We start from the raw sequence: 24840 nt of genomic DNA, 5'->3' as shown, positions 1-24840 counted from the left end.
CCACGTTCAAACGCGCGAGTCCCACGTTCAGAGCCGCGAGTCCCACGTTCACCAGCCGAACCTTCCCCGATGGTCGACGGCCCATGCCTCACCAAAGCAGGCGAGCGCCGGTCCTGACCACTTTCCCGTGATCTTGATGTCGTCCCACAGCGGCATCTTCGGACCGCGGAGGGTTCCGTGGCTCACCTGAACCAGCACCGAACCATCGACCCAGCAGAACACGAAGTGCGCATACCCGAACACCCACGCCTCGCAACCGTTACGGTCAGCGATTCGGGTAGGACCTTCAACCGGGTAGGGCGCGGTAAAGATGCTCTCGGTCCTGCCGCTGCGATACTTGTAAACCTCCGCACGCACCCCCGGCCCGAGAAAAACCGGCCGAGCCCGCTCAGTCATCAAACGCCCGCAGCACCTCGCGCAGGAATTCCGCCGACAACTCGACTGCCCGCTCTCCGGGCTCGAGTACCAACCCGTCAGCCTTGCGGACTTCCGGCCCCTGGCACACCAGCGTCCCCCGATTCGAGACGTGCACAGTCGGCAGACCACTTCTGTGCCGGCCTTCGAAAATCTCTTTGATCCGCATAGGGTTGAAAGTAAATGTCGTCGCCTATCCCTGACAAGCGTGCAGCGCGTTTAGTCGAGTTCTCGCATGAATTCCTCGGCCGCGGCGTGAAGAAATCCGACGACATCCTCACCGCGGAGTGCGTGCGACAGAATGAACTCAGAAGCCAACGTTCCACTCGTCGACGCTCATGCCATTTTCCCAAGCAAGATCACGCCACGCGCGGCACTGGTCGAGTTCAGCTTCATCTTCGACTAGAATTCGATTTTATCAATGTTCCGTCAGCCCTGAAAATTCAACAACAGCAGAACCTTGTCGTCAAAGAGCCAGAAGTCTCGGGACGGCAACTCGAGATGGCGATCAGTGAGATCGACTATTCTGTATTCCTCACCCGCCCTGATGTTCTCCGGTACGCTCCATGCAAAGAGGAAGCGAGTGTAGTCACTCAACGGACGTCGCACTACCTTCGAGCGCGGCATGGTCTTACCCTCGGCAATCTTGGCTGCAACATTGCCGTGCCACCGCAGGTCTCTCTGCGGTTGGGACCCGCCTGCCAAGAAGGCCTTCAAGCGATCCTGCTCGCTCGGAATGGTGTACGTCTGCTGCATTTCCAAGCGGAACGCGGACCTCTCGAAGTTCTGGAACAGGCCGGAGATCTTCTCAGCATCCGAGCTCACGTTGCGCCTGCTAGCGACGACGCTCCGTGTTCACAAGGACACAGAGCGTCTAGTCGCGTGTGCGCATAAACCCGTCAACGTGGGACACGGCCGCGCGAGTGTAGGACTCGCCGATGCTCAACGTGGGACTCGATCACGTGAACGTGGGACTCGCGTACACAGATCGCCAACTCGTGTGCACTTAGGAGATGGTGGGGAGTTCTGGGGCGGAGACGTCGTAGACCTTGCCGTCTTGGGTGAGCAGGGCGGCGAGGACTTTGGCTTTGCGGTCGGTTTGCTCGGCGTTGCCCCAGCGCACGGTTTTGCCGTTGGTCAACGTGAATTCGACGCTGCCGGGGGTTTTCGCGGTCGCGGTGGTGACCTGTTTGAGCAGCTGCGGCGGGACGATGCCGAGCACCGCGGTGACGGCCCTGGTCACCGGGTCGTCCACGGATACCTTGGGCAGCTTCAGTTCCGGCAGGCCGGACGGCTTGTCCTTGATCGTTTTGAACACGACCCCACCACCGTCGACGAGGTGGTAGCCGTCGCCGCCGGGGCCGCTGTCGAAGAACGCGATCGCGATCCGCTCGGTGACCGAAATCTGCACCGTCGACGGCAGCGAGCGCGAGACGTCGACGGTCGCGATCCCGGGCATGGCCGCGACGCGGTCGCGGATCTGATCGGTGTCCACCCGCAGCATCGGCTCCTGCGCCGGCACGCCCGCGACCGCACGAATCTGGTCCGCCGTAACGTTTTTCGCGCCGACGACGTCGACCGTATGCACGCCGAGCGTCGAGGTAAAGTACAGGACGTACACCCCGCCGACGACGGTCAGCACACACAGCAGCGCCACCCAGCGCCGCCGCAGCTCCTTGCGCCGCTCCGGTCGCTTGCCCGTCTGCTTCCGCTCTGTCTCCGTACGTCGACCCCGGCGTGCACGCGACGCCTCCAGAGCCGACAGACCGTCACTGCGGGCAGGCCGATCCCGGGGAACCGGACGGTCCCCCGGTCGCCGACGCTGTCCCGTGGTCGTCATCCGCCTAGCCCTGCTCGCTGCGCCGGTCCAGCTCGGCGAGGATCTCGGGACCGAGCGACGTCACGTCGCCCGCGCCCATCGTGACCAGCAGGTCACCCGGTTTCACCAGCCCCACGGCCAGCGTCACCGCCAGGTCGAACGCGGGCTCGTAGTGCACCGAAGTGCCCTTGACCTGGTCCGCGATCAGCGCGCCGGTGACCCCGGGCTCCGGCTCCTCGCGGGCCCCGAAGACGTCCAGCACGACGACCTCGTCGGCGAGCGAAAGCGCCTCGGCGAACTCGGTCGAGAACGTCTTCGTCCGCGAGTACAGGTGCGGCTGGAAGACGACGACGACCCGCCCGGACCCCGCGGCGTGCCGGACGGCCTTGAGCTGCGCGGCCACCTCGGTCGGGTGATGCGCGTAGTCGTCGTAAACGCGGACGTCGTCGGCGCGGCCCTTGAACTCGAACCGCCGCCGCACTCCGCCGAACGCGGCCAGCCCTTCGGCCAGCCCTTCGAGCGGTGCGCCGAGCTCGAGCCCGGCCAGCAGCGCGGCCGTAGCGTTCAACGCCATGTGCTCACCGGGCACCGCGACCTTGACGTCGATTTCGTTGCCCTGCAAGACAATCCGGACGACGCCGCCCTCGGGACCCGGCGTGTAGCCGAGCACCTTGGCGTCCTCGGCGCCGGTCACCGTGCGGCCGTAACGCCGCACGCGCAGCCCGTCGGCCTCCGCCCGATCGGCCATTGCGGCGGCGGGCGCGTCATCGCCGCAGACGATCAGCACACCGCCCGGCTCGATCCGCTTGGCGAACTCGGTGAACACCGCGACGTACGCCTCGGGGGTGCCGTGGTGGTCCAGGTGGTCCGGTTCGACGTTCGTCACGACGGCGACCGACGGCGTGTACGTCAGGAACGACCCGTCGCTCTCGTCCGCTTCCGCGACGAAGATCCCGCCCGAACCGTGGTGCGCGTTCGCGCCGGACTCGTTGAGGTCCCCGCCGATGGCGAACGACGGATCGAGCCGGCAGTGCTGCAGCGCCACGGTGAGCATCGACGTCGTCGATGTCTTGCCGTGCGTCCCGGCGATGCACGCGACGCGGTGACCCTCCATCAGCCCCGCCAGCGCCTGCGCGCGGTGCAGCACGGTGATGCCGCGCTCGCGGGCCGCCACCAGCTCCGGGTTGGTCTCCTTGATCGCGGTCGACACCACGACCGCGGACGGGCCGCCGTCGAACGCGTCGAGGTTGTCCGCGCTCTGCCCGATCACGATCACGGCGCCCTGTCCGCGCAGCGTCGAAAACGCGCGCGAATCCTTGGCGTCGGACCCGGACACCTGCGCGCCCCTGGCCAGCAGGATGCGCGCGATGCCGCTCATGCCCGCGCCCCCGATGCCGATCAGGTGCGCCCGCCGTAACACCGGCGGTAGCTCAGCGGTCTCAGACACCTGCGACCTCCAGAACGATCCTTGCGAGCACTTCGTCCGCCTCGCGGTGGCCGAGCCCGACCGCGGCCGCGCTCATCTTCGCGACCCGATCGGCGTCGACGACCAGCGGGACGACCAGCTCGGCGATCTTCGCCGGAGTCAGTTCGCCGTCGGGGATGATGTAGGCCGAACCGGCATCGACTGCAGGTTGGGCGTTGACGGCCTGTTCCCCGTTGCCGTGCGGCAGCGGGACGAAGAACGCGGGCAGCCCGACCGCGGACACCTCCGCGGCCGTCATCGCGCCGGACCGGCAGACGACGACGTCGGCAGCCGCGTACGCCAGATCCATGCGTTCGAGGTAGGGCACCGGAATGTACGCGGGCCGGTCCGGGAACTCCTGGACCACCAACGTGTTCTTGGGCCCGTGGGCGTGCAGCACGCCGATGCCGGCCTCCGCGAGTTCCTTGGCCGCACCGGACACCGCGCTGTTGATCGACTGCGCCCCTTGGGAACCGCCGAACACCAGCAGCGTCGGCGCGTCCGGGTCCAGCCCGAAGAACTCGCGTGCCTCTGCCCGCAACGCCGCCCTGTCCAGTGTGGTGATCGACCGCCGCAGCGGAATGCCGACGACCTCGGCCCCGGGCAGCGGAGTGCCCGGGGTGGCGACCGCAACGCGCTTCGCGAACCGCGCGCCGACCTTGTTGGCCAGCCCCGGCGACTTGTTGGCTTCGTGGACGACGATCGGCACGCGGCCGCGCGCCGCGAGGTACGCGGGCAGGGCGACGTAGCCGCCGAACCCGACGACGACGTCGGCGCCGACCCGCTCAAGCACCTCGCGGGTGCGCTTCACGGAGTCACGGACCTTGAGCGGCAGGCGCAGCAGTTCGGGCGTCGCCTTGCGCGGCATCGGTACCGGCGGGATCAGTTCGAGCGGGTACCCGCGCGCCGGGACCAGCTTGGTCTCCAGGCCGCGCGCGGTGCCGAGCGCCACCACCGTGGCATCGGGACGCAGGCGCATCACCGCGTCCGCAAGCGCCAATGCCGGTTCGATATGACCGGCGGTACCACCTCCGGCGACGACGATGGTCGGCGACTTACCGGCCGGCGCGGCGTCGGACCCCTTGACGGGCTTACTCACCAATTCCCTCTCCGTGGTGCGGGAGCGCGCTTGGGCGTGCTCCCGCGAGTACCTGTGCCCCGGACGGCTGCGCCCCGGGCCGCGGTGGATCTCCTGCTCGGCTCGCGGACCGACCGGCGACGCTCCTGGGCGGGAGCGGGCCGCGCGGACCGCGGCGCGGGCCGGGCCGCGGCCTTCGACGCGCCGCCGCGGCCGGTCGGGCTCTTGCGTTTGGCCGGTGGGCGGTACGGGTCCGGCGCGGGCAGCCAGAGCAGGCGTCCGAACTTACCCGGCCCCTGTGAACGCAACGCGGCCACCGCCTCCGGTTCGTGGCGGGCGGCGTTGGCCAGTATCCCCATGATGAGCATGGTGATCACCAGCGAGGTGCCGCCGTAGGAGATCAGCGGCAGCGTCACCCCGGTGACCGGCAGCAGCCCCACGACGTACCCGATGTTGATGGCGGCCTGCGAGACCAGGAAGACCGTCAGCGTGCCCGCCACGATCCGGATCCACGGGTCGAGGTTGCGGGTCGCGATACGCAGGCCGACGATGGCGACCCCGGCGAACAGCCCGAGCACCACCAGGCAGCCGACGAACCCGAGCTCCTCGCCGATCAGCGCGAAGATGAAGTCGTTCTGCACGTTGGGCAGGTATCCCCAGTTCGACTGGCCCTGGCCGAGCCCCATGCCGAACAGGCCGCCGTCGGCGAGCGCGTACTTCGCCTGCGTCGCCTGGTACGCCGCGCCCTTGATGTCGGTGTCCGGGGACAGGAACGACAGCACCCGCGCGAGCCGGTACGGCGAGATCAGCGCCAGCACCAGCACCCCGGCCAGCCCACCCGCCAGTACCACGCCGAACAGCCGTTTGGGCGCGCCGGAGAACCACAGCAGCGCCAGCAGCACGACCGCGAGGGTGACCGTCGCGCCGAGGTCCGGCTCGGCCATGACCAGCGCGAACATCAGCAGCGCGGCCGGGACGACCGGGACCAGCAGATGCCGCCACTGGTGGATCACGGCGTTCTTCGTGACCAGGATGTGCGCGCCCCACAGGGCCAGCGCGACCTTGCCGACCTCGACCGGCTGGAACGAGAACAGCCCGAGCTTGAACCAGCCCTGCGAGCCGTTGATGTTGGAGCCAAGCGGGGTCAGCACCAGCAGCAGCAGGCCGAGGCTGCCGACCATCGCCGTCGGGGAGAGCCGCCGGAAGTGCTTGAGCGGGACCCGCAAGCCGATCCAGAACACCACACAGCCGATCCCGACGAACAGGACGTGCTTCTTGAACAGCGAGTAGACGCCGGAGCCGGTTTTCGGATCCAACGAGGACACCGACGAGGCCGAAAGCACCATGACGATGCCGAGTACGGTCAGCAGCCCGGTCAGCGCCAGCACCAGGTGGAACGACGCGAGCGGGCGGGACAGCCACGCCGTCAGCCCGGTGCGGATCGCGGAGAACCCGCGCTCGGTGCGCTCGCGACGTCTCCGCTGCGGGCGTTCCCGCTCGGCACCGGTACGGCTCGTCCGGTCCTCGTCAACCGCCGTCACTGGGCTGCTCCCCCGCGACGAGGACACCGACAGCCTCCGCGAACGCGTCACCGCGCCGCATGTAGTTGTCGAACATGTCCAGCGACGCCGCGGCGGGGGCGAGCAGCACGACATCGCCAGGACGCGCCATCGCGCTGGCCGCACTCACCGCCGCAGTCATGGGGTCATCGTCACCCGGATGGAGCTCTCGGACGGGTACATCCGGGGCGTGTCGCGCAACAGCGGCGGCGATCACGGGTGAATCCACCCCGAGTAGCACAACCCCGCGCAGCCTGCCAGCGATCGACGCGACCAATTCCTCGACCGACGCGCCCTTGAGCTGGCCGCCGGCGATCCACACCACGTCGGCGTGCGCGCGCAGCGAGCCGGCGGCAGCGTGCGGGTTGGTGGCCTTCGAATCGTTGATGTACCGGACGCCGCCCGCCTCGCCCACCAGGACCGCGCGGTGCGGGCCGGGTTGGTAGTCGCGCAGTCCCTTGGCCACGGCCGCCGGGTCGACGCCGTACGCGCGGGCCAGCGCGGCCGCGGCGAGGGCGTTGGACACGTTGTGCGGACCGGGCGGGCGAACGTCGCCCAGCTCGGCCAGCTCATCGGCGTTGCGTGCCGGGTCGTCGACAAAAGCCCTGTCGACCAGCAGTTCTTCGACCAGGCCCAGCTCGCCGGGGCGGGGAGTGCCGAGCCCGAACGCGACGTGCCGTGCCTCGGCGGGCGCGTTCTCGTCGGCCAGCCGGGTGGACCACTCGTCGGCAAGGTTGTGCACCACGGTCTCCGACCGGGCGTGGATCTTGCCCTTGGCCGCCGCGTACTCCGCCATCGAGCCGTGCCAGTCGATGTGGTCCTCGGCCAGGTTGAGCACCACCGACGCCTTCGGGGCGAGCGTGCGCGACCAGTGCAGCTGGAAGCTGGACAGCTCCACGGCCAGCGCCTCGTGCCCGGCGAGCACCGCGTCCAGCACCGAGTACCCGATGTTTCCGCAGGCCACGGCGTCGACCCCGGCCGCGCGGAGTATCGACTCCAGCATGCCGACAGTGGTGGTCTTGCCGTTGGTCCCGGTGATCGCCAGCCAGGCAGGCGGGTTCTCCCGCTCCTGGCCGACCCGCCAGGCGAACTCGACATCGCCGATCACCTCGATGCCCGCCTCCGCCGCGGCGACAAGCAGCGGCGACGACGGTCGCCAACCGGGGCTGGTGACGACCAAGGTGGTACCCGCGGGCGGTTCGGCGAGTCCCGGCACCAGCGCGACCCCGAGGACCAGCAGGTCGGAGAGCTCGGCGAGGCGTTCGGCGTTCCCGTCGGTCAGGGTGACCCTGGCGCCCATCCCGGCCAGCGCGACGGCCACCGGCCTGCCGGTGACCCCGGCTCCCGCGACGAGTACCTGACCTCCGGCGAGCTCCACGACCTAACCCCCGACGCCGAGTTGCTCGCTGTAGAACAGGCCGAGCCCGAACATGCAGCAGATTCCGGACAGTAGCCAGAATCTGATGATCACAGTGGTTTCCGCCCACCCGGCGAGTTCGAAGTGATGATGGAACGGCGCCATCCGGAACAGCCTTCGCCTGGTCGTCCGGAAGACCGCGATCTGGGCGAGCACCGAGATCATCTCGACCATGAACAGGCCGCCGATGACGATGGCGAGCAGTTCGGTGCGGGTGGTCATCGACAGCCCGGCGACCAGGCCGCCGAGTGCCAGCGAGCCGGTGTCACCCATGAAGATCTTGGCCGGCGCGGCGTTCCACCACAGGAAACCGACACAGGCCCCGGTGGCGGCGGCCGCGACCACGGCCAGGTCCAGCGGATCGCGCACGTTGTAGCAGGCCTGCTGCGGCGAGTCCGAGCAGCTGAGCCTGGCCTGCCAGAACGAGATCACCACGTAGGTGGCCAGGACCATCGCCGAAGCGCCGCCGGCGAGCCCGTCGAGGCCGTCGGTGAAGTTGACCGCGTTCGACCAGCCGGAAATCACCACGTAGCAGAAGATCACGAAGACGATCGACGGGAACGCGATCAGCGTCAGGTCGCGGACGTAGGACAGGTTCTGCGACGCCGGGGTGAGCCCGCGCGAGTCGGCGAAGTTGAGTGCCAGCACCGCGAACACGATGGTGACGACGAGCTGGCCGACCAGCTTCGCGGTCTTGTTCAGGCCGAGGTTGCGCTGCTTGCGGATCTTGATGAAGTCGTCGAGGAAGCCGACGAGCCCCAGCGCGACCGCGAGGAAGAGCACCAGCAGCCCGGACACCGACGGCCCGCTGTTGTGCGAGTTGCCCATCCAGTTGATCAGGTGGGCCACGAAGTAGCCGATGACCATCGCGGTGATGATCGCGACGCCGCCCATGGTGGGTGTGCCGCGCTTGGACTTGTGGCCCGCCGGGCCCTCTTCACGGATCTCCTGGCCGAAGCCCTGCCGGGAGAACACCCGGATCAGGTAAGGCGTGAGGAGGATGGAGACCAGCAGGGCCGCCCCGGCCCCGATCAGGATGCTGATCACGCGTCACCACCGTTCGAAGGTTCGTGGGCGGAAGTGGCGAGGAGCGCGTCGGCCACCCGCCACAGTCGGGCGACCTTGGAAGCTTTGACCAAGACGACATCCTCGGGTTGCAGCTGATCATTCAGCAGGGCGATGGCGGCCTCGGTATCGGGTACCAGGATCGACTCCTCGCCCCAGGAGCCCTCGTGAGCGGCTCCCAGGTGCATGGGTTCGACATCGGATCCTTCGCCGCCGACGACCACGAGACGGCTGATGTTGAGACGGACGGCGAGCCTGCCGATGCCGTCGTGGGCGGCCACGCTGTCGTCCCCGAGCTCGCCCATGACCCCCAGCACGGCCCACGAACGGCGGCCGGTGGACTGCGTGGTCATCGACGCCAGCGTCTTGAGCGCGGCGCGGACCGACTCCGGGTTGGCGTTGTAGGAATCGTTGAGGACGGTGACCCCGTCGGCGCGGGTGGTGACCTCCATGCGGCGCTCGGAGCGGCGCTGGACGGCCGAAAGCCGCGCCGCGACCTCCTCGACCGTCGAACCCAGCTCCAGGGCGACAGCGGCCGCGGACAGCGCGTTGCCGACCTGGTGCTCACCGTGCAGCGGCAGCGTGACGGGGGCTTCCCCGGCGGGGGTGATCAGCCGGAACGACGGCCTGGCCTGCTCGTCGAGCGTGACGTCGGCCGCGCGCACCTGCGCGGCGGGGTTCTCCCCCACCCCGACGACCCTCGCCCGCGTCCGGCTCGCCATGGCGGCGACCAGTGCGTCGTCGAGGTTCAGCACGGCAACCCCATCTTCGGGGAGCGCCTCGACCAGCTCGCCCTTCGTCTTGGCGATGCCCTCGCGCGAGCCGAACTCACCCACGTGCGCGCTGCCGACGTTGAGCACCACGCCGATGCGCGGCGGGGCGATGGCGGCGAGCTCGGCGATGTGGCCGGGTCCGCGCGCGGACAGCTCGAGCACGAGGTGGCGGGTGTCGGCGTCGGCACGCAACGCCGTCCACGGGTGGCCCAGCTCGTTGTTGAACGACCCGGGCGGCGCGACCGTGGGGCCGAGCGGCTCCAGCAGCTGGGCGATGAGGTCCTTGGTGGAGGTCTTGCCGGAGGACCCGGTCACCCCGATGACCGTCAGGCCGTCGGCCGACAACGTGGTCACGACGTGGCGGGCGAGTTTCCCGAGCGCGGCGAGGACAGCGGCCCCGGCGCCGTCGGCGTCCCCGGTCAACGCGACCGAACGTTCGTGCGCCTGCCCGTCGGCGAGCGGCGGCACGATGATCGACGGAGCGTCGACCTCGCGCGCGGCGAGGACGCCCACCGCGCCCGCCTCGATCGCGCGGGCGGCGAAGTCGTGGCCGTCGACGCGCTCACCAGGCAGCGCCAGGAACAGGCCTCCCGGCGTCACCTCGCGGGTGTCGAACTCGACGGTGGCCGTGACGAGCGGGCTCCCATCGGTCCGGTGCAGCCTGCCGCCGACGACGGCGGCGATCTCGGCCAGGCTCAACACGATCACACGGTCACCTCGAGTCTGTTCCGGATGGCCGCGGCCAGTTCGTCGCGGTCGGAGAAGGGGTGCACGATCCCGGCGATCTCCTGGCCGCTCTCGTGTCCCTTGCCGGCGATGAGCACGACATCGCCGGGCTCGGCGAGCTCGACGGCACGGATGATCGCGGCGCGGCGGTCGCCGATCTCGATGATCTCGCCGCCCGCGGCGGGACCGACCGAGCGGGCGCCGGCGAGCATCGCGGCGCGGATGGCCGCGGGGTCCTCCGAGCGCGGGTTGTCGTCGGTGACGATCAGTACCTCGCTGCGGCGGACCGCGGCTTCGCCCATCATCGGCCGCTTGCCGGTGTCGCGGTCGCCGCCACAGCCGAGCACGGTGATGACCTTGCCGTCGGCGCGGGCCCGCAGCGCGTCCAGCCCCTGCGCCACCGCGGCGGGCTTGTGGGCGTAGTCGACGACCGCGGTGAACGACTGGCCGAGGTAGACGCGCTCCATCCGGCCGGGCACCTGCACGTCGGCGAGCCCGGCGACGGTGTCCTCGATCGACACGCCCGCTGTGTCGAGGATCGCCGCGGCGAGCGTCGCGTTGGCGACGTTGAACGTGCCGGGCAGCGGGATCTTCGCCGCCGCCGACCGGCCGCCGGGGCCGTGCAGGACGAACGTCTGCTCCCCGGTCGGGGTGCTGAGCAGGTCCGTCGCCTGCCACGTCGCGTCGGTGCCGGGCTCGATGGACACCGTGACCGTGTGCGGGGTGACCAGCGCCTGGCCCCACGCGTTGTCGACGACCACGACCTCGGTGGTCGAGCGGCCGTCGAACAGCAGCGCCTTGGCGGCGAAGTACTGCTCCATGTCGTGATGGAAGTCCAGGTGGTCCTGCGAGAGGTTGGTGAACCCGCCGGCGGCGAAGCGCGTGCCGTTGACCCGGCCCAGCGCCAGCGCGTGGCTGGACACCTCCATCGTCACGTGCGTGACGCCCTGCTCGGCCATCACCGCGAACAGCGCCTGCAGGTCCGGCGCCTCGGGCGTGGTGAAGCCGCTGGGGAGCCGCTCGCCGGCGATACGGGTCTCGACGGTGCCGATCAAGCCCGTGGTGCGGCCGGCGGCCCGCAGCGCGGCGTCGATCAGGTACGCCGTCGTGGTCTTGCCGGAGGTGCCTGTCACGCCCAGCACGGACAGCTTCAGCGACGGCTCGCCGTAAATCCAGGCGGCCATCGAACCGAGCACGGCGCGGGGGTCCGGGTGCACCAGGATCGGGACCCCGGACGACGCCAGCGCGGGCCGGGCGGCCCCCGCCTCGTCGGTGAGCACCGCGGCGGCCCCGGCGGCGATCGCCTGGTCCGCGAAATCGGCTCCGTGCGCCCTGGCCCCGGGGAGCGCGGCGAACAGATCACCGGGGAGCACGTGCTGGGCGCGCAGCGTCGCCCCGGTGACCACGAGGTCGGCATGGTTTCCGGGGTCGGCGATGAGCCGCGCGTCGGCACGGGCGACCAGGGTCGCGAGCGGCATCGGCTCGATCCGGACCGGTCGTGGTGGTGCGGCGACGGCCTTCACCGGGCTGTCCGGGACCTGCGCACCCGAGGTGCCAGGCCCGTCGTTGTTGACAGGCACAGGACGGGAGGTTACCGGCGACGGGATCCGGTACCCGAAGGCGGTACTGCGTGTTCGCCGGGTGATCTCCGCCGTGGTATTGGGGGAATCCTGAAAGGACTGTCCACCAACGAAAAACCGGACGCGGCAGCGAAAGCGCTCGAGGTGTGTCCGCCGTGAAGGGCAGGGAATTCGCCGGTTGCCCTGCGGCGTCGGCGTTCCTGGGGCTGGCGTGACGTCGCGGCGTGCCCTCGGGGCCACCCCTGTGGCGTTGAACGCCACAGGGGTGGCCCCGAGGGGTCCGCGAAGCCCGCGCACCGCCGGAATCCGCCAGGACTAAGGCGTGCTGACGACCAGGGGGACGACGGGCGTCGGGCCGTCGGACAGCGGGATCTGGTAGCGCTGGGTGAGGTACGACGCGATGTCGTGGAACAGCGGCGCGGCCGAATCGCCCACCTGCAGCGTCGTGTCCGGCGCGTCGAGCCGGATGCCGACGACGAACCGCGGGTGGTCCGCGGGCAGGATCCCGGCGAAGGTGATGTTGTACAGGTGGTCGCTGTAGGCCTTGGTCCGCGGGTCGACCTGCTGCGCGGTGCCGGTCTTGCCGGAGATCTGGTAGCCCTCGAGCGCCGCGGTGGTGGCGGTGCCGTTGTTGAGGCCCTTGCCGTGTTGGGTGACCGCGCGCATCATGTCGCGGACCGTCTTGGCCGTCTGCGGGCTCACCACGCGCACCGGCGCGGGCGCCGGCTCGGGGACCCAGGTGCCGTCGGGGCGGGTCTCCCCGGAGATGATCCGGGGCGGAACGCGCAGGCCGTCGTTGGCGATGGCCTGGTACATGCCGGCCATCTGCAGCACGGTCATCGACAGGCCCTGGCCGATCGGCAGGTTCCCGAAGGTGGTGCCCGACCACTGCTGCCGCGCGGGTACGGAACCCGCGCTCTCACCGGGCAGGCCGACGCCGGTGCGCTGGCCGAGGCCGAACTTGCCCACCAGGTCCATGAACCGGTCCGGGCCGAGCTTCTGCGCGAGTTCCAGGGTGCCGATGTTCGACGACTTCGCGAAGACGCCGGTGGTGGTGAAGGTCTGGGTCGGGTGGGTCCAGGCGTCGTGCACGGTCTTGTCGCCGACCTGCAGCTGCCCCGGGACGGAGATGGTGGACTGGGGGGTCGCGATACCGCTGTCGATGGACCCGGTGGCGGTGATGACCTTGTTGACCGAGCCCGGTTCGTAGGGGCTGGTCACCGCCGGGTTACTCATCATCTCGGGCGTGGCGTGGGCGAGGTCGTCCGGGTCGAAGGTCTGGTCGTTGGCCAGCGCGTAGACCTCGCCGGTCTTCGAGTCCATGATCACCGCGCTGCCGCCCTTGGCGTGCGAGAGCGCGACGTAGGCCGTCAGCTTGCTCTGCAGGTCGTACTGCAGGTCCGAGTCGATGGTGAGCTTGAGGTCGGACCCGGCGGTCGCGGGCTGGACGTCGCGCTGGGTGTTCGGGATGACCAGGTTGTTGTTGTCCTGCGCGGTGTTGACCCACTGCTGGCCTGGGGTCCCGGCCAGGTCGTTGTCCCTGGACAGCTCGAGCCCGACCCGGCCGTGCAGGTTGTGCTTGGACACCGCGGGGTCGTCCATCCGCCAGGTCGCCACGCCGACGATGTTCGACGCGAGCGAGCCGCCCGGATAGTCCCTCGCCGAGCGCTTTTCGACGGCGATCTCGGGGAACTTCGCGACGATGTCGGCGGCCACCGACGGGTCGACGAAGTCCACGAGGTAGGTGAAGCTCTGCGTCTTGTGGAAGTCGTCGAGCAGCTCCTGCTCGGTGACGCGGCCTTGCAGTTTGTCGGCGTTCGCGATCTTGGGCGCGATGTACTTCGCCATCGCTGCCACCCGCGTCTCGAAGTCGACGCCGTCGGCGCGGTTCTTGTTGACCAGCTTCGGGTTCTGGACCGCGTAGTTGTCCCAGGTCTTGTGCTCGAGGCGGAGGTTGATCGACAGCGTGCGGGTATCCACGCTGAACGCCAGCTTGTTGCCGTTGCGGTCGAGGATGGACCCGCGCTGCGCGGGGATCTCGATCAGCGTCGCCCGCTGCTGCTCGGCCGCCGCGGACAGCGTGGCGGCGTCGAAACCTTGTACCTGCACCAGTTTCAGCCCGGCCACGACCATGATCGCGACGAGGCCGACGCGTACCACCGAGAACCGGCTGCGCGTTCCGCCGTTGCCGCGTTTCGCGGTGGCCTTGCGGGTTCCGGCGGCATAGGTTCGCCTGGCCGTCGACCGGTCACGACGAGCGGGCGGCACGGCGCGTCCGGTCGGCCTCGCGGGCATCAGTTGCCTCCGTTCGCGGGTACGGCCGGCTGGTCGCCTTCGACCGGCCCCTGCTGGGTTCCGGGTGCCGCCGGGGCCTGCGGAACGGGCTGGGTGGACGGCGGATCGCCCTTGGCCTTCTGCGGATCGCCGACGACGGTGATCGAGCCGTCCTTGCCGACCACGAGGCGGGCGGGGTCGCCGCCGGGCACCATGCCGAGGGCCTGTGCCCGCTGCGCCAGCTGGGACGCCGAATCCTGCTTCGTGACGTCGCGCTGCAGGGAGTCGACCTGCTCGGCCATCTTCGAGTTGTCCCCACGGAGCTGCTCGAGGCGGTACGAATCGGCGATGGCCTGAGTGGACAGCCACAGCGTGGCCACCACACCGGCGACCAGCAGGCCCATCATCATCAGCACGAACGAAGCCCGCGAGCTGGGCCACTTCGACTTCTTCGCCTTCGCCGCGGGCTTGGCCGCGGCTTCGGGATCCTGCTCGCGCTTCATGAGCTCGACACGCTGGGCGCGGCGGGCGTAGGCGCGCTCGGCCGCGGTGGACCGACCGGCGCGGGTGCCCCGGCGTGGCGCGTACGAAGGCGCCGCGGGCTGCGGTGACTCCTCGGGAACGTCTTCGGGGGCCACCTCCGCGGTCTTCGTCCGGGCGCGGGCGGTGGCGGCGCCGGATCGCTGGGTCCGTGACCTGGTGGGGGCGGACATCAGACTGCCTTTCCGATTCGCTCGGCCGCGCGGAGCCGAACCGACGCGGCCCGCGGGTTGTGCTCGGTTTCGGTCTCGCCGGCCTTCTCGGCTCCTCTGGTCAGCATCTTCAGCTGGGGTCCGTGCCCGGGCAGCTCCACCGGGAGCCCCTCGGGGGTACGGGATTTGATCAGCCCGGCCAGTGCCTGCTTGACCAGCCTGTCCTCCAGGGACTGATACGACTCGATGACGATGCGCCCGCCCATCCCGAGCACGCCCAGCGCGCCGGGCATCGCGTCGCGAAGGCTGTCGAGCTCGCCGTTGACCTCGATCCGGAGCGCCTGGAAGGTGCGCTTGGCCGGGTGTCCGCCGGTGCGGCGGCTGGCCGCGGGCACGGCGTTGTAGAGCAGCTCGACGAGCCGCCCGCTGTCGGTGAACGGCTCGCGAGCGCGTTCGGCGACGACCTTCTTCACGATCCGCGTCGCGAAGCGCTCTTCGCCGTACTCACGCAGGATGCGGACGATCTCGCCGGGCGGGTACGTGTTGAGGACCTCGGCCGCGGTGATGCCGGTGGTCGGGTCCATCCGCATGTCGAGCGGCGCGTCCTTCGAGTACGCGAAGCCGCGCTCGGCGCGGTCCAGCTGCATCGACGACACCCCGAGGTCGAACAGGATCCCGTGCACCCGGGACAGGCCGAGCTCGGCCAGCACCCCGGGCATCTCGTCGTAGCGCGCGTGGACGAACCGGACGCGGTCGCCGTGGCGGGCCAGCCGCTCCGCGGACTTCTCCAACGCGGAGGGGTCACGGTCCAGCGCGATGAGCCGCATCCCCGGGTACGCGCTCAGCAGCGCGTCGGAATGGCCGCCGAGACCCACGGTCGCGTCGACGAGGACCCGGTCATCTTCGCCCGCGCTCCCGAAAACGGGTTCGAACAGCTCGAGGATGCGGTCCAGCAGAACCGGTACGTGCTCTGGTGCCATGGCCGAACCCCCTCTCAACACTCTCCAAACAAGATCGCGGATGCCGTCAGGTCCCTGCCCGCCCGCTAGGAACCTGGTGCCGGGGAAGGTGCACCAGGGCCACTGAGCGGACAGAGGCCTGACGACATCCGCGTGGGCGCGTCCGGTCGGCGAGGCCGCGGCGAACTCCCGCCCCCCGACGGCAGGGGTGCGCCGCGACCGCGCGTCTAGAAGACGCCCGGCAGTACTTCTTCTCGTGCTTGCGCGTAGCTGTCCTCGTGTTCATCCAGGTAGCCCTGCCACGCCTGGGCGTCCCAGATCTCCAACCGGGTGATCGCACCGATCACCACGCACTCCTTGTTGAGCCCGGCGTAGCGCCGGAGTTCGGGTGCGATGGCCACCCGTCCCTGCCCGTCAGGGCGTTGCTCGTCGGTTCCGGCGAACAGATAACGCTGGTAGGCGCGAACGGCCTCGTTGGTGAACGGGGCATCGGCCACCTTGCGGGCCATCTGCTCGAACTCGGCACGCGGGAACACGTAGAGGCAGTGGTCCTGCCCCTTCGTGACCATCAACCCGCCTGCGAGTGCGTCACGGAACTTCGCGGGCAGCGTCAACCGCCCCTTGTCGTCCATTTTCGGGGTGTGGGTGCCGAGGAACATCGGCTACCACCTCCCCGCCGAAGCCGGCGGTTACACCGGAATCGACCCCGGGGCTCCCTGCCGCCCCACTGGGCACCACCGTACCCCACTTTTCACCACAGTCAACGTACGAAAGGGCTTCACCACTCCGTCGTGTAACCCGTTTCCGCAGGTCAGCTGGATGGGGCAAGGTGGGGGGCAGGTGGGGGGCGGTGGCGAACATCCCCCGCAGCGGGGGGTGAAGCAACCGAAACCAGGGCTCAAACGTCGGTTTTCGGCCGGGTGGCGGCTGGGTGGCGGCCGTGTGGGGACCACGGGGTGGGGGGCGGTGGGGAAAGTGGGGCAACAGCCCTATGCCCATGCACGTGCCCGCCCACTCCGGACGCCTGGGTGGGGGGTCAGTCCTGAAGGAGGCTCGCGAGACGCTCGGTCAGCCGGGGGGCGTCGGTGGGCGCGACGCTCATCCAGTCCTGCCCACCGCGGCCGGGGGTGACCATGCCGGAGTACGACCCGACATCGGTGGTGAACCAGCTCACCCCGCCGGCGCGCCGCAGCTTCCCGCCGGCGCCGCGGACCCGGACGGTGAACTGGCCCGCGCCCGACACCGGCCGGGCCTGGATGGCGAGCACCTCCCTGAGCTGACGCTCGTGAACGACGGAGTGCTTCGCCGCGGAACCGGAGAACACCGGGTCCTCCACGCCGCCCGCGAGCGCCGACGCCGGAAGGCTCACGCCGTACCCCGGTCCAGGCCGTAACTCGGGCAGCAGGCCGACGATCGAGGAGAACAGCTCGCCGTCTCGGACGCCGGACAGCCCGATCGTCCGGCCGGGCTGCGCCGCGAGCACGGTCTGCTTGCCGAGCGACGCCGAAACCGCGCGAAGGGGCGTCTCGTCGTCCATCTCCACCAGTGCCTCGCACTCGACGTACACCCGCGCCGATGCCAGCAGCTCGAGACGGGACCGCAGCGTCGCGTCCAGTCGGCCGCCCTCGAACAGCCCACGTTCGGCGAGATTGTCGTAGACAGCGTCGCGGATCGCGCCGCGTTCGTCGTCGGTCGCGCCGACGCTGCGCAGCGACAGGACCCCGGGCGGCCGGGCGAACCCGAGGTCCGTCCACACGATGTCGAACGCGGACGCCGAAACCCTGATCAAGACGAGGCCAGTACCGGCGGCGCGGTGAACGGCTGTTTGAGGGCAAGCATCGCGAGCGAGACATCGCGTACGACCATCACATCGACCGCCTTGATCCGCGCCGCCTCGGACGCGTCGCGCCGGGCCGACATCGCCCCGGGCAGCCCGACGAGCTGCCCCAGGTCACCGCTGGTGACCGCGGCCCGGATCATCGCGCCGGGGTCATACGGCACCGGCGGCGGCATGTCGGCCCTCGCCCGCGCGGCGACCGCGGCCTGCTCGGTCACCGAAGAACCGACCGAGGAGGACACCCCGGCGGCGTGGTCGAGCCAGGTCGACGCCCTCGTCAGAGCGTCGCGCACGGCATCGCCGGCGTCACCCGTCCAGTGTTCCTGGCTGGAGGCGGAAAGCCCGGTCAGGCCGTCCTTCGCCTGCTGCAGCTGATCCGCCAAGCTTCCCCACTGACCGCCGATTCCGCCCGCGGCCGCCGGATCGTTCCCGGCGGCGACCTCGGCGGCCATCGCCTCGTGGGTATAGCTCTCGTACCTGGCGGTCGGAGTCGGCACCTGCCGGTCGTCCATCGAAGGCCTCCATCCTGCTGCGCGGATCGTCAGGGCAGTTTCGGTTCGATCAGGCCGGCGACGGTATTCGCCCGGCGGCAGGCGAGATCGGTACCGGTGAAGCTCGTGTTGCTCACGTCCACCTGCGCGCTCGCCGAAGCCCCGATGCCCAGCAGGACAGCGCACGTCCCGTCGGCGGCCTTCTTGTCCGCGACCTGCAGCGCGGAGTGGGCACCGACCTTGATCTTGCGCGAGGTCCCCCGGGAAACGGCGAGGTCGGACAGGCCCGACGAACCGTCGAGGGTGACCGTGACCCCGAACGAACCCGGCTCGGTCCAGTCGCACGCGCGGGCGGCGCCGATCGTCTTGTCCTTGCCCAGCGCGCTCAGACCGGCACTGGAGCGGTCGCTGCTGCTCAGCAGGTCGCAGGGTTCGAGCGTCGCGAGTGTCGGTTTGGCGCTCTGGGCGGCGGAGTAACTCGGTGTGGCGGCCGAGGGGGCAGCGGGCGGCGCGGCCGACTGGGACGCGGCGGCTCCGCAACCGGCCAGCGCCACAAGGCCGAGCAGGACGCAGGCACCAGGCAGCGCCCGGGAGAGGAAGGAAGACATCGAAGGCACTGTGTCAGCCACCGGAGCAATCCACGCCGTCGGCGGCGTTACCATCCTGCTCGCCGTAGCGAGTGAGGGCCTTGTCGATCTGGGTCTTGAGGTGCTCGAGCTGCTTGCCGAACGCGATGAGCGATTCGGCCGCCGAACCGGACCCGCCGACGCCGTACTGGGCCATGAAGTTCCCGACCTCGGCGGCGTAGCCCCCGCCCAGCGGCACCGACCGGCCGAGCACCTTCGCCTGGCGGACCATTTCACCGACCGTGTCCTGCAGCTGCCCCAGGTGGGTGAAGGTGGCCGCGGCCAGATCCGGGGTGACCGCGAAGCCACCTTGCAAACCCTGCGGACTCTGAAACCCGCCGATCGATTTCGCGGTGGACTCCGTGCCGACATCACTCATCGTGCGGTCACGCCTCTCCGTAGCCGAGCGAACCCGTACGGAAGTTTACGACAGACACTGGGCGTGTCGTGAGCACCCATAACAGGTGATAGGTGACCCCCGAATGGCCTAAGGATCACGATTACGCTGCGTCATCACGGGGTTCTCTCACCCAGTTCGCCCGAGTTTGACACACTTCGTGGGAAGCTCGGTGCTGCATGAGCGGCATCGGCCTGGTTAGCCAGCCATACTTTCAAGCCATATTTTCAATCCGGCCACGGGTGTTCGCCACGCCCGAGTCACTCCGGCGCCAAGGCGACCGGTACAGGAGGACGAGTGACGTCGAGTACCCCGTCTGCGACGCCCACCCACAAACAGGGCATGCAGGCAACCGAGCACGCGCCTTACCCGGCCGTGCCGCAATCGGACTCCGACGGCTGGCCGACCGGCCAGGCCGGTTCCCGCAGCACCGGCGACGCGCTCGCCGAGCTGCACGACACCGCGCGGCGGATCTCCGCCAACGTCGAACGGGTCCTGGTCGGCAAGCCCGACGTCATCCGGCTCGCGATCGTGACGCTGCTGGCCGAGGGCCACCTGCTGGTCGAGGACGTGCCGGGAGTCGGCAAGACCTCGCTGGCCAAGGCACTCGCCCGGTCGATCGACTGCACGGTGAGCCGGATCCAGTTCACCCCGGACCTGCTGCCCAGCGACGTCACCGGGGTGTCCATCTTCAACCGGCAGACGAACGACTTCGAATTCCGGCCAGGGCCGGTGTTCGCCAACATCGTCGTCGGCGACGAGATCAACCGCGCCTCGCCGAAGACGCAGTCGGCGCTGCTGGAGTGCATGGAAGAGCACCAGGTCACCGTCGACACGAGCACGTACCACCTCGAAGAGCCGTTCATGGTGATCGCCACCCAGAACCCGATCGAGATGGAAGGCACCTACGCGCTCCCCGAGGCGCAGCGCGACCGCTTCACCGCGCGGGTGTCCATCGGCTACCCCGACCTGCAGGCCGAGCTGGCCATGGTCGACGAGCACGCCGGGCACAACCCGCTGAAGTCCCTCGAATCGGTGTCCGACGCCGCGACCGTGCGCCGGCTGATCGAGACGGTTCGCTCGGTGCACATCGCCCCGGAGGTCCGCCGCTACGCCGTCGAGCTGGCCGCGGCAACCCGCCAGGTCCCGGAGATCCGGCTCGGTGCCTCACCACGCGCCACCCTGCAGCTGGTTCGCGCGGCTCGCGCGCAGGCCGCGCTGTCCGGCCGGGACTTCATGGTGCCCGACGACCTGCATTCGGTCGCCGTGCCCGTGCTCGCCCACCGGCTGGTGCTGACCACCGAGGCCCACGCGGCCCGCCGGTCCGCGACCGACGTAGTCAACGCCGTGCTGCACCGTGTGCCCGTGCCCCAGGGCACTTCCTCCGGAGCCAACGGACAGAACCACCGCTGAGAACGGTTAGCCCATGCTGCGTGCCTTGTCCGGCTTGACCACTCGGGGACGCTGCCTGCTCGCCGCGGGCGTCGCGGCCGCGGCCTGTTCGGTCATCCTCAACGAACGCGACCTGCTGCGGGTCGCGGTGTTCGTCGTCGCCCTGCCGCTGCTCATGGTCGGGTTCATCTCCGCGACCCGGCTGAGCATCGGCGCCGCGCGCAAGATGCTGCCCGACCGCGTCTCCGTCGGCTCGTCCGGCGAGGTCCAGCTCGACCTGTGGCGCCGAGGGCGGCTGCCCGGCGGCGAAGTGCTGCTGGAAGACGGCGTCCCGTACGCGCTCGGCGCGCGTCCTCGGTTCGTGGTCGAGCGGCTCCCCCACGACCGGGTCGTCGGCCTGCGCTACCCGATCAACCCGGTGCTGCGCGGGATCCAGCAGGTCGGCCCGCTGCGCGCGACCATCACCGACCCGTTCGGGCTGTGCGAGTTCGAACGCGAGCTGATCGGGCACTCACGGCTGGTCGTCGTGCCGAAGGTGGTCGGCCTGTGGGGGCTGCCCAGCGGGGCCGGGATCGGGGCCGGCGACGACGGCAGCATCCGGCTGCACGCCGGGCAGGGCGAGCCCGACGTCATCGTCCGCCAATACCGGCAAGGCGACGACCTCCGCAAGGTGCACTGGCGCTCGACAGCCCGGCGCGACGAGGTCATGGTCCGCGTCGAAGAACGTCCCTGGCGCGGCGGCACCACCGTCCTGCTCGACCACCGCGCGGCCGCCCACCACGGGGCCGGACCGGCGGCGAGCCTGGAGTGGGCCGTGTCGTTCGCCGCGTCCGTCTGCCTGCATCTGCGCCGCTGCGGCCACCGCGTCCGCCTGGTCACCGAGCACGGCCACACCGTCGCCGACATGCCAGGTGAAGGCGGTGAGCACTACGACAACATCGTGCTCGACGCGCTCGCCGCACTGCAGCCGGCCCACCAGCGCGACATCACCCTCGGCAACGACCCGGCCGACGGGCAGGAGCTCATCGCCGTCCTCGGCACGGTCAGCAACGAAGCCGTCCTCGAACTGGCCCGCTACCGGCCGCGGGGCATCCGCAACCTCGCCGTCCTGCTCGACACCCCCACCTGGGCCGGCTCGGTCAACGCCCCCGGTCACCGCGCCGCCGCGACCGAAGAGTCCGTCACGCTGCTGCGCGCGGCCGGCTGGGGCGTCGTCGTCGCCGGTCCGAACACCCCGATGCCGCAGGTCTGGGCCGAGCTGTGCCAGACCGCGGCCCGCCGCGGGACCTTGATCGGAGGGTCCCTGTGACTTCCACGATGACCGGCCCGCCCGCCACCGGAACGCCCGGCGGCCCTGGCGGTCCCGGCGGTAACCGGCCGCACCTGCACACCCCGACCCCGCGGCCGCCAGCCTCGGCGGCGCCCTGGAGCAGCTCGCTGCTGGCACCGGTCACCGCCGGGGCGGCGACCCTCTGCGCGTCGACGTCACTCACCGGCGTCGTCTCGGGCTGGTCTTGGCTCGGCTACCTCTTCGTGGCGATCGTGCTGGTCGCGTGCACCGGTCTCGCGCTGCGGTCGGTGCGCGCCCCGACCATCGTCGTCGGGCTCGCCCAGCTGGTGGTGCTGGCGTTCCTGATCACCGGCTCCTTCACCACCTCCGGCATCCTCAAGATCATCCCCGGCCCCGCCGCGTTCTCCGAGCTGCGCGACGTGCTCGCCGCGTCCGCCGACCAGATCGGCACCGGCCTGGCGCCGGTGGACGGCACACCGCCGATCCTGTGCCTGGTGACCATCGCCATCGGGCTGGTCGCGGTGCTCGTCGACACCCTCGCCGTCGCCGCGTCCGCGCCGGCGGCCACCGGCCTGGTGCTGCTCTGCGTGTACGCCGTGCCGGCTTCGCTGTCCGACACCATGCTCCCGTGGTGGACGTTCGTCCTGGGCGCCGCCTCCTTCGCCGCCCTGCTCGCGGTGGACGGCAACCACCGCCACCGCCGCTGGCGCAACCGTGACGCACCCGGCCTCGGCGGCTCGCCGAGCAGCGCGTCCACCCCGGCCGCCGTGGTTTCGATCGCCCTCGTGCTCGGGCTGATCACCGGCGTCGCGGCCACTGGCGTCGGCACGGTCGGGAGCCTGCCCGGCGGTGGCGGTCCCGGCACCGGCTCCGGCGGCGGCGGGTTCGGCGTCGAACCCTTCACCCAGCTTCGCGGGCTCCTGGACCAGGGAGCGGCGGTCGAGCTGTTCAAGGTTCGCGGCCTCGGCGACGAAAAGCACCTGCTCCGCGCGTTCACCCTCGACACCTACCTGCCGAACAAGGGCTGGGTGATCGGCAACAACGGCCGGATGCCGCCCGGGGTCGCCGCCAACCGCCCGCTGCCCCCGGCACCCGGCGACACCGGCGCCGCCCCGTCGCGGCCGATCCAGATCCAGCCGACCAACTGGGTCGACAACTGGCTGCCGGTCTACGGCGATCCCCGCGAGCTGCAGAACGTCGCGGACAACTGGCTCTACGACAAGGGCACCGGCGCGGTGTTCACCACGAGCAGGCAGAGCGCTCCGCCGTACACCGAGCTGGCGTCGCTGAACGAGCCCACCAAGGACGAACTCCGGGCCGCGGTACCCAAGGACGACGCGACGACGCAGCAGTACACCGCGCCCGAGCAGGTCGACAAGCGCGTCGTGGCGAAAGCCCAGCAGATCACCGAAAACAAGACCAACAACTTCGACAAGGCCACCGCGCTGTGGCAGTTCTTCACCGCGCAGAACGGGTTCACCTACGACACCCAGACGGCGCCGGCGACGGACTCCGACGCGCTGGCGGACTTCATCCTCAACGGTAAGCGCGGGTTCTGCGAGCAGTTCGCGTCGGCGATGGCCGTGATGCTGCGTGCCGTCGGGATCCCGTCGCGGGTGGCGATCGGGTTCACCCCCGGCACCCCGCAGGGCGACTACCAGACGATCTCGTCGAAGGACGCGCACGCCTGGGTCGAGGTGTACTTCGGTGACAGCGGCTGGGTCAGCTTCGACCCGACCCCGCTCTCGGACGGCCGCGGCTTCATCCCGTCTTATCTTCGCCAGGACGGCTCCCCGTCGGCGAACGGCTCGACGTCGGGCGACAACAAGCCGAGCAACCCCACATCGTCGGCAGCGCCGACCGGAGCACCGCTCAAGCCGCAGCCGAACCTCGCGGGCGGCACGGCGGTCACCTCGGCGGACTCGACCTGGCAGATCTGGGCGGGCGGCCTGCTCGCGCTGCTGGCTCTGCTCGTCACCGTGATCGCATACTTCGCCTACAAGCGGCTCAGGGCGTTCCAGGCCGCCGTCATGCACAAGGGCTCGTCATCCGCCCCGGACAACGGCTCACCGCGTGGCGTCCCGCCGGCACCGGTCGGCGGCCCGCTGATCAATCCCCAGGTCACGAACTGGTTGCCACTGGTGGCGGCGGGGCTGTGGACGGCGGCGATCGTCTTCCTGGCGGCCTGGCTGTCCTGGTGGTTCGCCTTCGTCCTGCTGATCCTCGTCGGCGGGATCGGTGCCCCGGCGATGATCCGGGACTTCAACCGCCGGCGCCGCCTGCAGGTGATCACGTCGCACACGCCGGGAGCGGCCGACGCGGCGTGGCACGAGCTGATGGACGAGTGCGCGGACCGGGGGCTCCCGATCCCGCCCAGCGACACCGTCCGGGTCGCCGGGCAGAAGCTCGTCCAACGTCACCATCTCGACGAGGAAGGCCGCAACGGCCTGCGCGCCGTCATCGGTGTCGTCGAGAAGTCCTGGTACGGCAACGCGGGCGACGAGGACCCGACACTGGCGCCCGCCTTCGACGAACTGCGGCAGAGCCTGCGCCGCAACGCCCCGATGTCCTGGCGGGGACGCCTCTTCCCGCGCTCCCTCCTCCAGCGCCTACGGAAGTAACCCGGCGCGGCCCGCCCACGGAGGGCACTTTTGTACTTTTGTGCCCTCGTTGGTCGTAGGTGTGGGGTCGCGAGCGTGGAACTCAGCGCGCTGAGTGTGGGACTCGCGGTGTGCGCCCGGGGCTGTCGGCGAGTCCCACCCTCACTGGCGGCGAGTCCCACGTTGACGGCGCTGAGTCCCACGCCCGGTCCCGCCACCGCAACTCGACGGCGACTTGCGGTCTCTTAGAAACTAAGAGACCGCACAAAAGCGCAAAATTGCGCAGTGGCCCTGCTGCCGTAGAGCCGCCCTGCACTGTTGGGCGCCTAAGCCCCACGCGCGGCGTCCCTGGAGACGCAGATGTCCGCGTCCCGGTGATCGGAAC

General features: G+C 70.1%; 22 protein-coding genes. 3 read left to right on the top strand and 19 right to left on the bottom strand.

What is annotated here, in order from left to right:
• Positions 1 to 48: 48 nt before the first annotated feature.
• The 19 genes from JWQ81_RS06220 to JWQ81_RS06130 form a co-directional block, all read right to left on the bottom strand.
• Positions 49 to 396, bottom strand: a complete 348-nt coding sequence (locus tag JWQ81_RS06220) for a hypothetical protein (RefSeq protein ID WP_297538472.1) — start codon at positions 394 to 396, stop codon at positions 49 to 51.
• The gene (locus tag JWQ81_RS06215; RefSeq protein ID WP_297538470.1) at positions 389 to 583 is read right to left on the bottom strand and encodes a hypothetical protein; all 195 of its coding nucleotides are present in this window, start codon (positions 581 to 583) and stop codon (positions 389 to 391) included. The genes JWQ81_RS06220 and JWQ81_RS06215 overlap by 8 nt, the downstream gene beginning before the upstream one ends.
• Before the next feature lie 260 nt (positions 584 to 843).
• Positions 844 to 1239: a DUF6879 family protein gene (locus JWQ81_RS06210; RefSeq protein WP_297538468.1), complete on the bottom strand. Its 396-nt coding sequence runs from the start codon at positions 1237 to 1239 to the stop codon at positions 844 to 846.
• Positions 1240 to 1420: 181 nt separating this feature from the next.
• Positions 1421 to 2254 carry an FtsQ-type POTRA domain-containing protein gene (locus tag JWQ81_RS06205; protein ID WP_297538466.1) on the bottom strand — a complete coding sequence of 278 codons (834 nt, stop codon included), beginning with the start codon at positions 2252 to 2254 and terminating at the stop codon, positions 1421 to 1423.
• Between the two features lie 4 nt (positions 2255 to 2258).
• Positions 2259 to 3680, bottom strand: coding sequence for a UDP-N-acetylmuramate--L-alanine ligase (gene murC, locus JWQ81_RS06200; protein WP_297538464.1), 1422 nt, complete (start codon positions 3678 to 3680; stop codon positions 2259 to 2261).
• Positions 3673 to 4797, bottom strand: coding sequence for an undecaprenyldiphospho-muramoylpentapeptide beta-N-acetylglucosaminyltransferase (gene murG / locus JWQ81_RS06195; RefSeq protein WP_297538462.1), 1125 nt, complete (start codon positions 4795 to 4797; stop codon positions 3673 to 3675). Before murG ends, murC begins: the two co-directional genes overlap by 8 nt.
• Positions 4794 to 6317 (bottom strand): putative lipid II flippase FtsW, encoded by a 1524-nt coding sequence (gene ftsW, locus JWQ81_RS06190; RefSeq protein ID WP_297538460.1) that lies wholly within the window; start codon positions 6315 to 6317, stop codon positions 4794 to 4796. The genes murG and ftsW overlap by 4 nt, the downstream gene beginning before the upstream one ends.
• Positions 6304 to 7713 (bottom strand): UDP-N-acetylmuramoyl-L-alanine--D-glutamate ligase, encoded by a 1410-nt coding sequence (gene murD, locus JWQ81_RS06185; protein WP_297538459.1) that lies wholly within the window; start codon positions 7711 to 7713, stop codon positions 6304 to 6306. The genes ftsW and murD overlap by 14 nt, the downstream gene beginning before the upstream one ends.
• Before the next feature lie 3 nt (positions 7714 to 7716).
• Complete coding sequence (gene mraY / locus JWQ81_RS06180; protein WP_297538458.1) at positions 7717 to 8799, bottom strand: phospho-N-acetylmuramoyl-pentapeptide-transferase; 1083 nt, start codon at positions 8797 to 8799, stop codon at positions 7717 to 7719.
• Positions 8796 to 10298, bottom strand: a complete 1503-nt coding sequence (gene murF, locus JWQ81_RS06175) for a UDP-N-acetylmuramoyl-tripeptide--D-alanyl-D-alanine ligase (protein ID WP_297538457.1) — start codon at positions 10296 to 10298, stop codon at positions 8796 to 8798. The genes mraY and murF overlap by 4 nt, the downstream gene beginning before the upstream one ends.
• Entirely contained in the window at positions 10295 to 11794 is a 1500-nt protein-coding gene (locus tag JWQ81_RS06170) for a UDP-N-acetylmuramoyl-L-alanyl-D-glutamate--2,6-diaminopimelate ligase (protein ID WP_297538531.1), read from the bottom strand. The genes murF and JWQ81_RS06170 overlap by 4 nt, the downstream gene beginning before the upstream one ends.
• 417 nt (positions 11795 to 12211) lie before the next feature.
• Positions 12212 to 14191 carry a penicillin-binding protein 2 gene (locus JWQ81_RS06165; RefSeq protein WP_297538456.1) on the bottom strand — a complete coding sequence of 660 codons (1980 nt, stop codon included), beginning with the start codon at positions 14189 to 14191 and terminating at the stop codon, positions 12212 to 12214.
• Positions 14191 to 14883, bottom strand: coding sequence for a hypothetical protein (locus tag JWQ81_RS06160; protein ID WP_297538455.1), 693 nt, complete (start codon positions 14881 to 14883; stop codon positions 14191 to 14193). The genes JWQ81_RS06165 and JWQ81_RS06160 overlap by 1 nt, the downstream gene beginning before the upstream one ends.
• The gene (gene rsmH / locus JWQ81_RS06155; RefSeq protein WP_297538454.1) at positions 14883 to 15842 is read right to left on the bottom strand and encodes a 16S rRNA (cytosine(1402)-N(4))-methyltransferase RsmH; all 960 of its coding nucleotides are present in this window, start codon (positions 15840 to 15842) and stop codon (positions 14883 to 14885) included. The genes JWQ81_RS06160 and rsmH overlap by 1 nt, the downstream gene beginning before the upstream one ends.
• A 206-nt stretch (positions 15843 to 16048) precedes the next feature.
• Complete coding sequence (gene mraZ, locus JWQ81_RS06150) at positions 16049 to 16480, bottom strand: division/cell wall cluster transcriptional repressor MraZ (protein ID WP_297538453.1); 432 nt, start codon at positions 16478 to 16480, stop codon at positions 16049 to 16051.
• A 377-nt stretch (positions 16481 to 16857) separates the two neighbouring features.
• Positions 16858 to 17610 carry an ESX secretion-associated protein EspG gene (locus JWQ81_RS06145; RefSeq protein ID WP_297538452.1) on the bottom strand — a complete coding sequence of 251 codons (753 nt, stop codon included), beginning with the start codon at positions 17608 to 17610 and terminating at the stop codon, positions 16858 to 16860.
• A complete protein-coding gene (locus tag JWQ81_RS06140) occupies positions 17607 to 18170 on the bottom strand; it encodes a PPE domain-containing protein (RefSeq protein WP_297538450.1) in 564 nt (187 codons plus the stop codon). The genes JWQ81_RS06145 and JWQ81_RS06140 overlap by 4 nt, the downstream gene beginning before the upstream one ends.
• A 29-nt stretch (positions 18171 to 18199) precedes the next feature.
• Positions 18200 to 18757: a DUF3558 family protein gene (locus JWQ81_RS06135; RefSeq protein ID WP_297538448.1), complete on the bottom strand. Its 558-nt coding sequence runs from the start codon at positions 18755 to 18757 to the stop codon at positions 18200 to 18202.
• Between the two features lie 13 nt (positions 18758 to 18770).
• Positions 18771 to 19154: a hypothetical protein gene (locus tag JWQ81_RS06130; RefSeq protein ID WP_297538446.1), complete on the bottom strand. Its 384-nt coding sequence runs from the start codon at positions 19152 to 19154 to the stop codon at positions 18771 to 18773.
• A 315-nt stretch (positions 19155 to 19469) separates the two neighbouring features.
• On the opposite strand from JWQ81_RS06130, the gene JWQ81_RS06125 reads away from it, so the two are divergent.
• The 3 genes from JWQ81_RS06125 to JWQ81_RS06115 are packed head-to-tail and all read left to right on the top strand — an operon-like array spanning position 19470 to position 24476.
• The gene (locus JWQ81_RS06125; protein WP_297538444.1) at positions 19470 to 20585 is read left to right on the top strand and encodes a MoxR family ATPase; all 1116 of its coding nucleotides are present in this window, start codon (positions 19470 to 19472) and stop codon (positions 20583 to 20585) included.
• 13 nt (positions 20586 to 20598) lie between these two features.
• Positions 20599 to 21873, top strand: a complete 1275-nt coding sequence (locus JWQ81_RS06120; protein ID WP_297538442.1) for a DUF58 domain-containing protein — start codon at positions 20599 to 20601, stop codon at positions 21871 to 21873.
• Between the two features lie 8 nt (positions 21874 to 21881).
• On the top strand, positions 21882 to 24476 hold the full coding sequence (locus JWQ81_RS06115; RefSeq protein WP_297538529.1) for a DUF3488 and transglutaminase-like domain-containing protein: 2595 nt from the start codon (positions 21882 to 21884) through the stop codon (positions 24474 to 24476).
• The last annotated feature ends 364 nt before the right edge of the window (positions 24477 to 24840 follow it).

Origin of the sequence: Amycolatopsis sp. (genome assembly GCF_025464955.1) — a bacterium.
Lineage (GTDB): Bacteria > Actinomycetota > Actinomycetes > Mycobacteriales > Pseudonocardiaceae > Amycolatopsis.
This window is presented reverse-complemented; position numbering and strand designations above follow the sequence as displayed.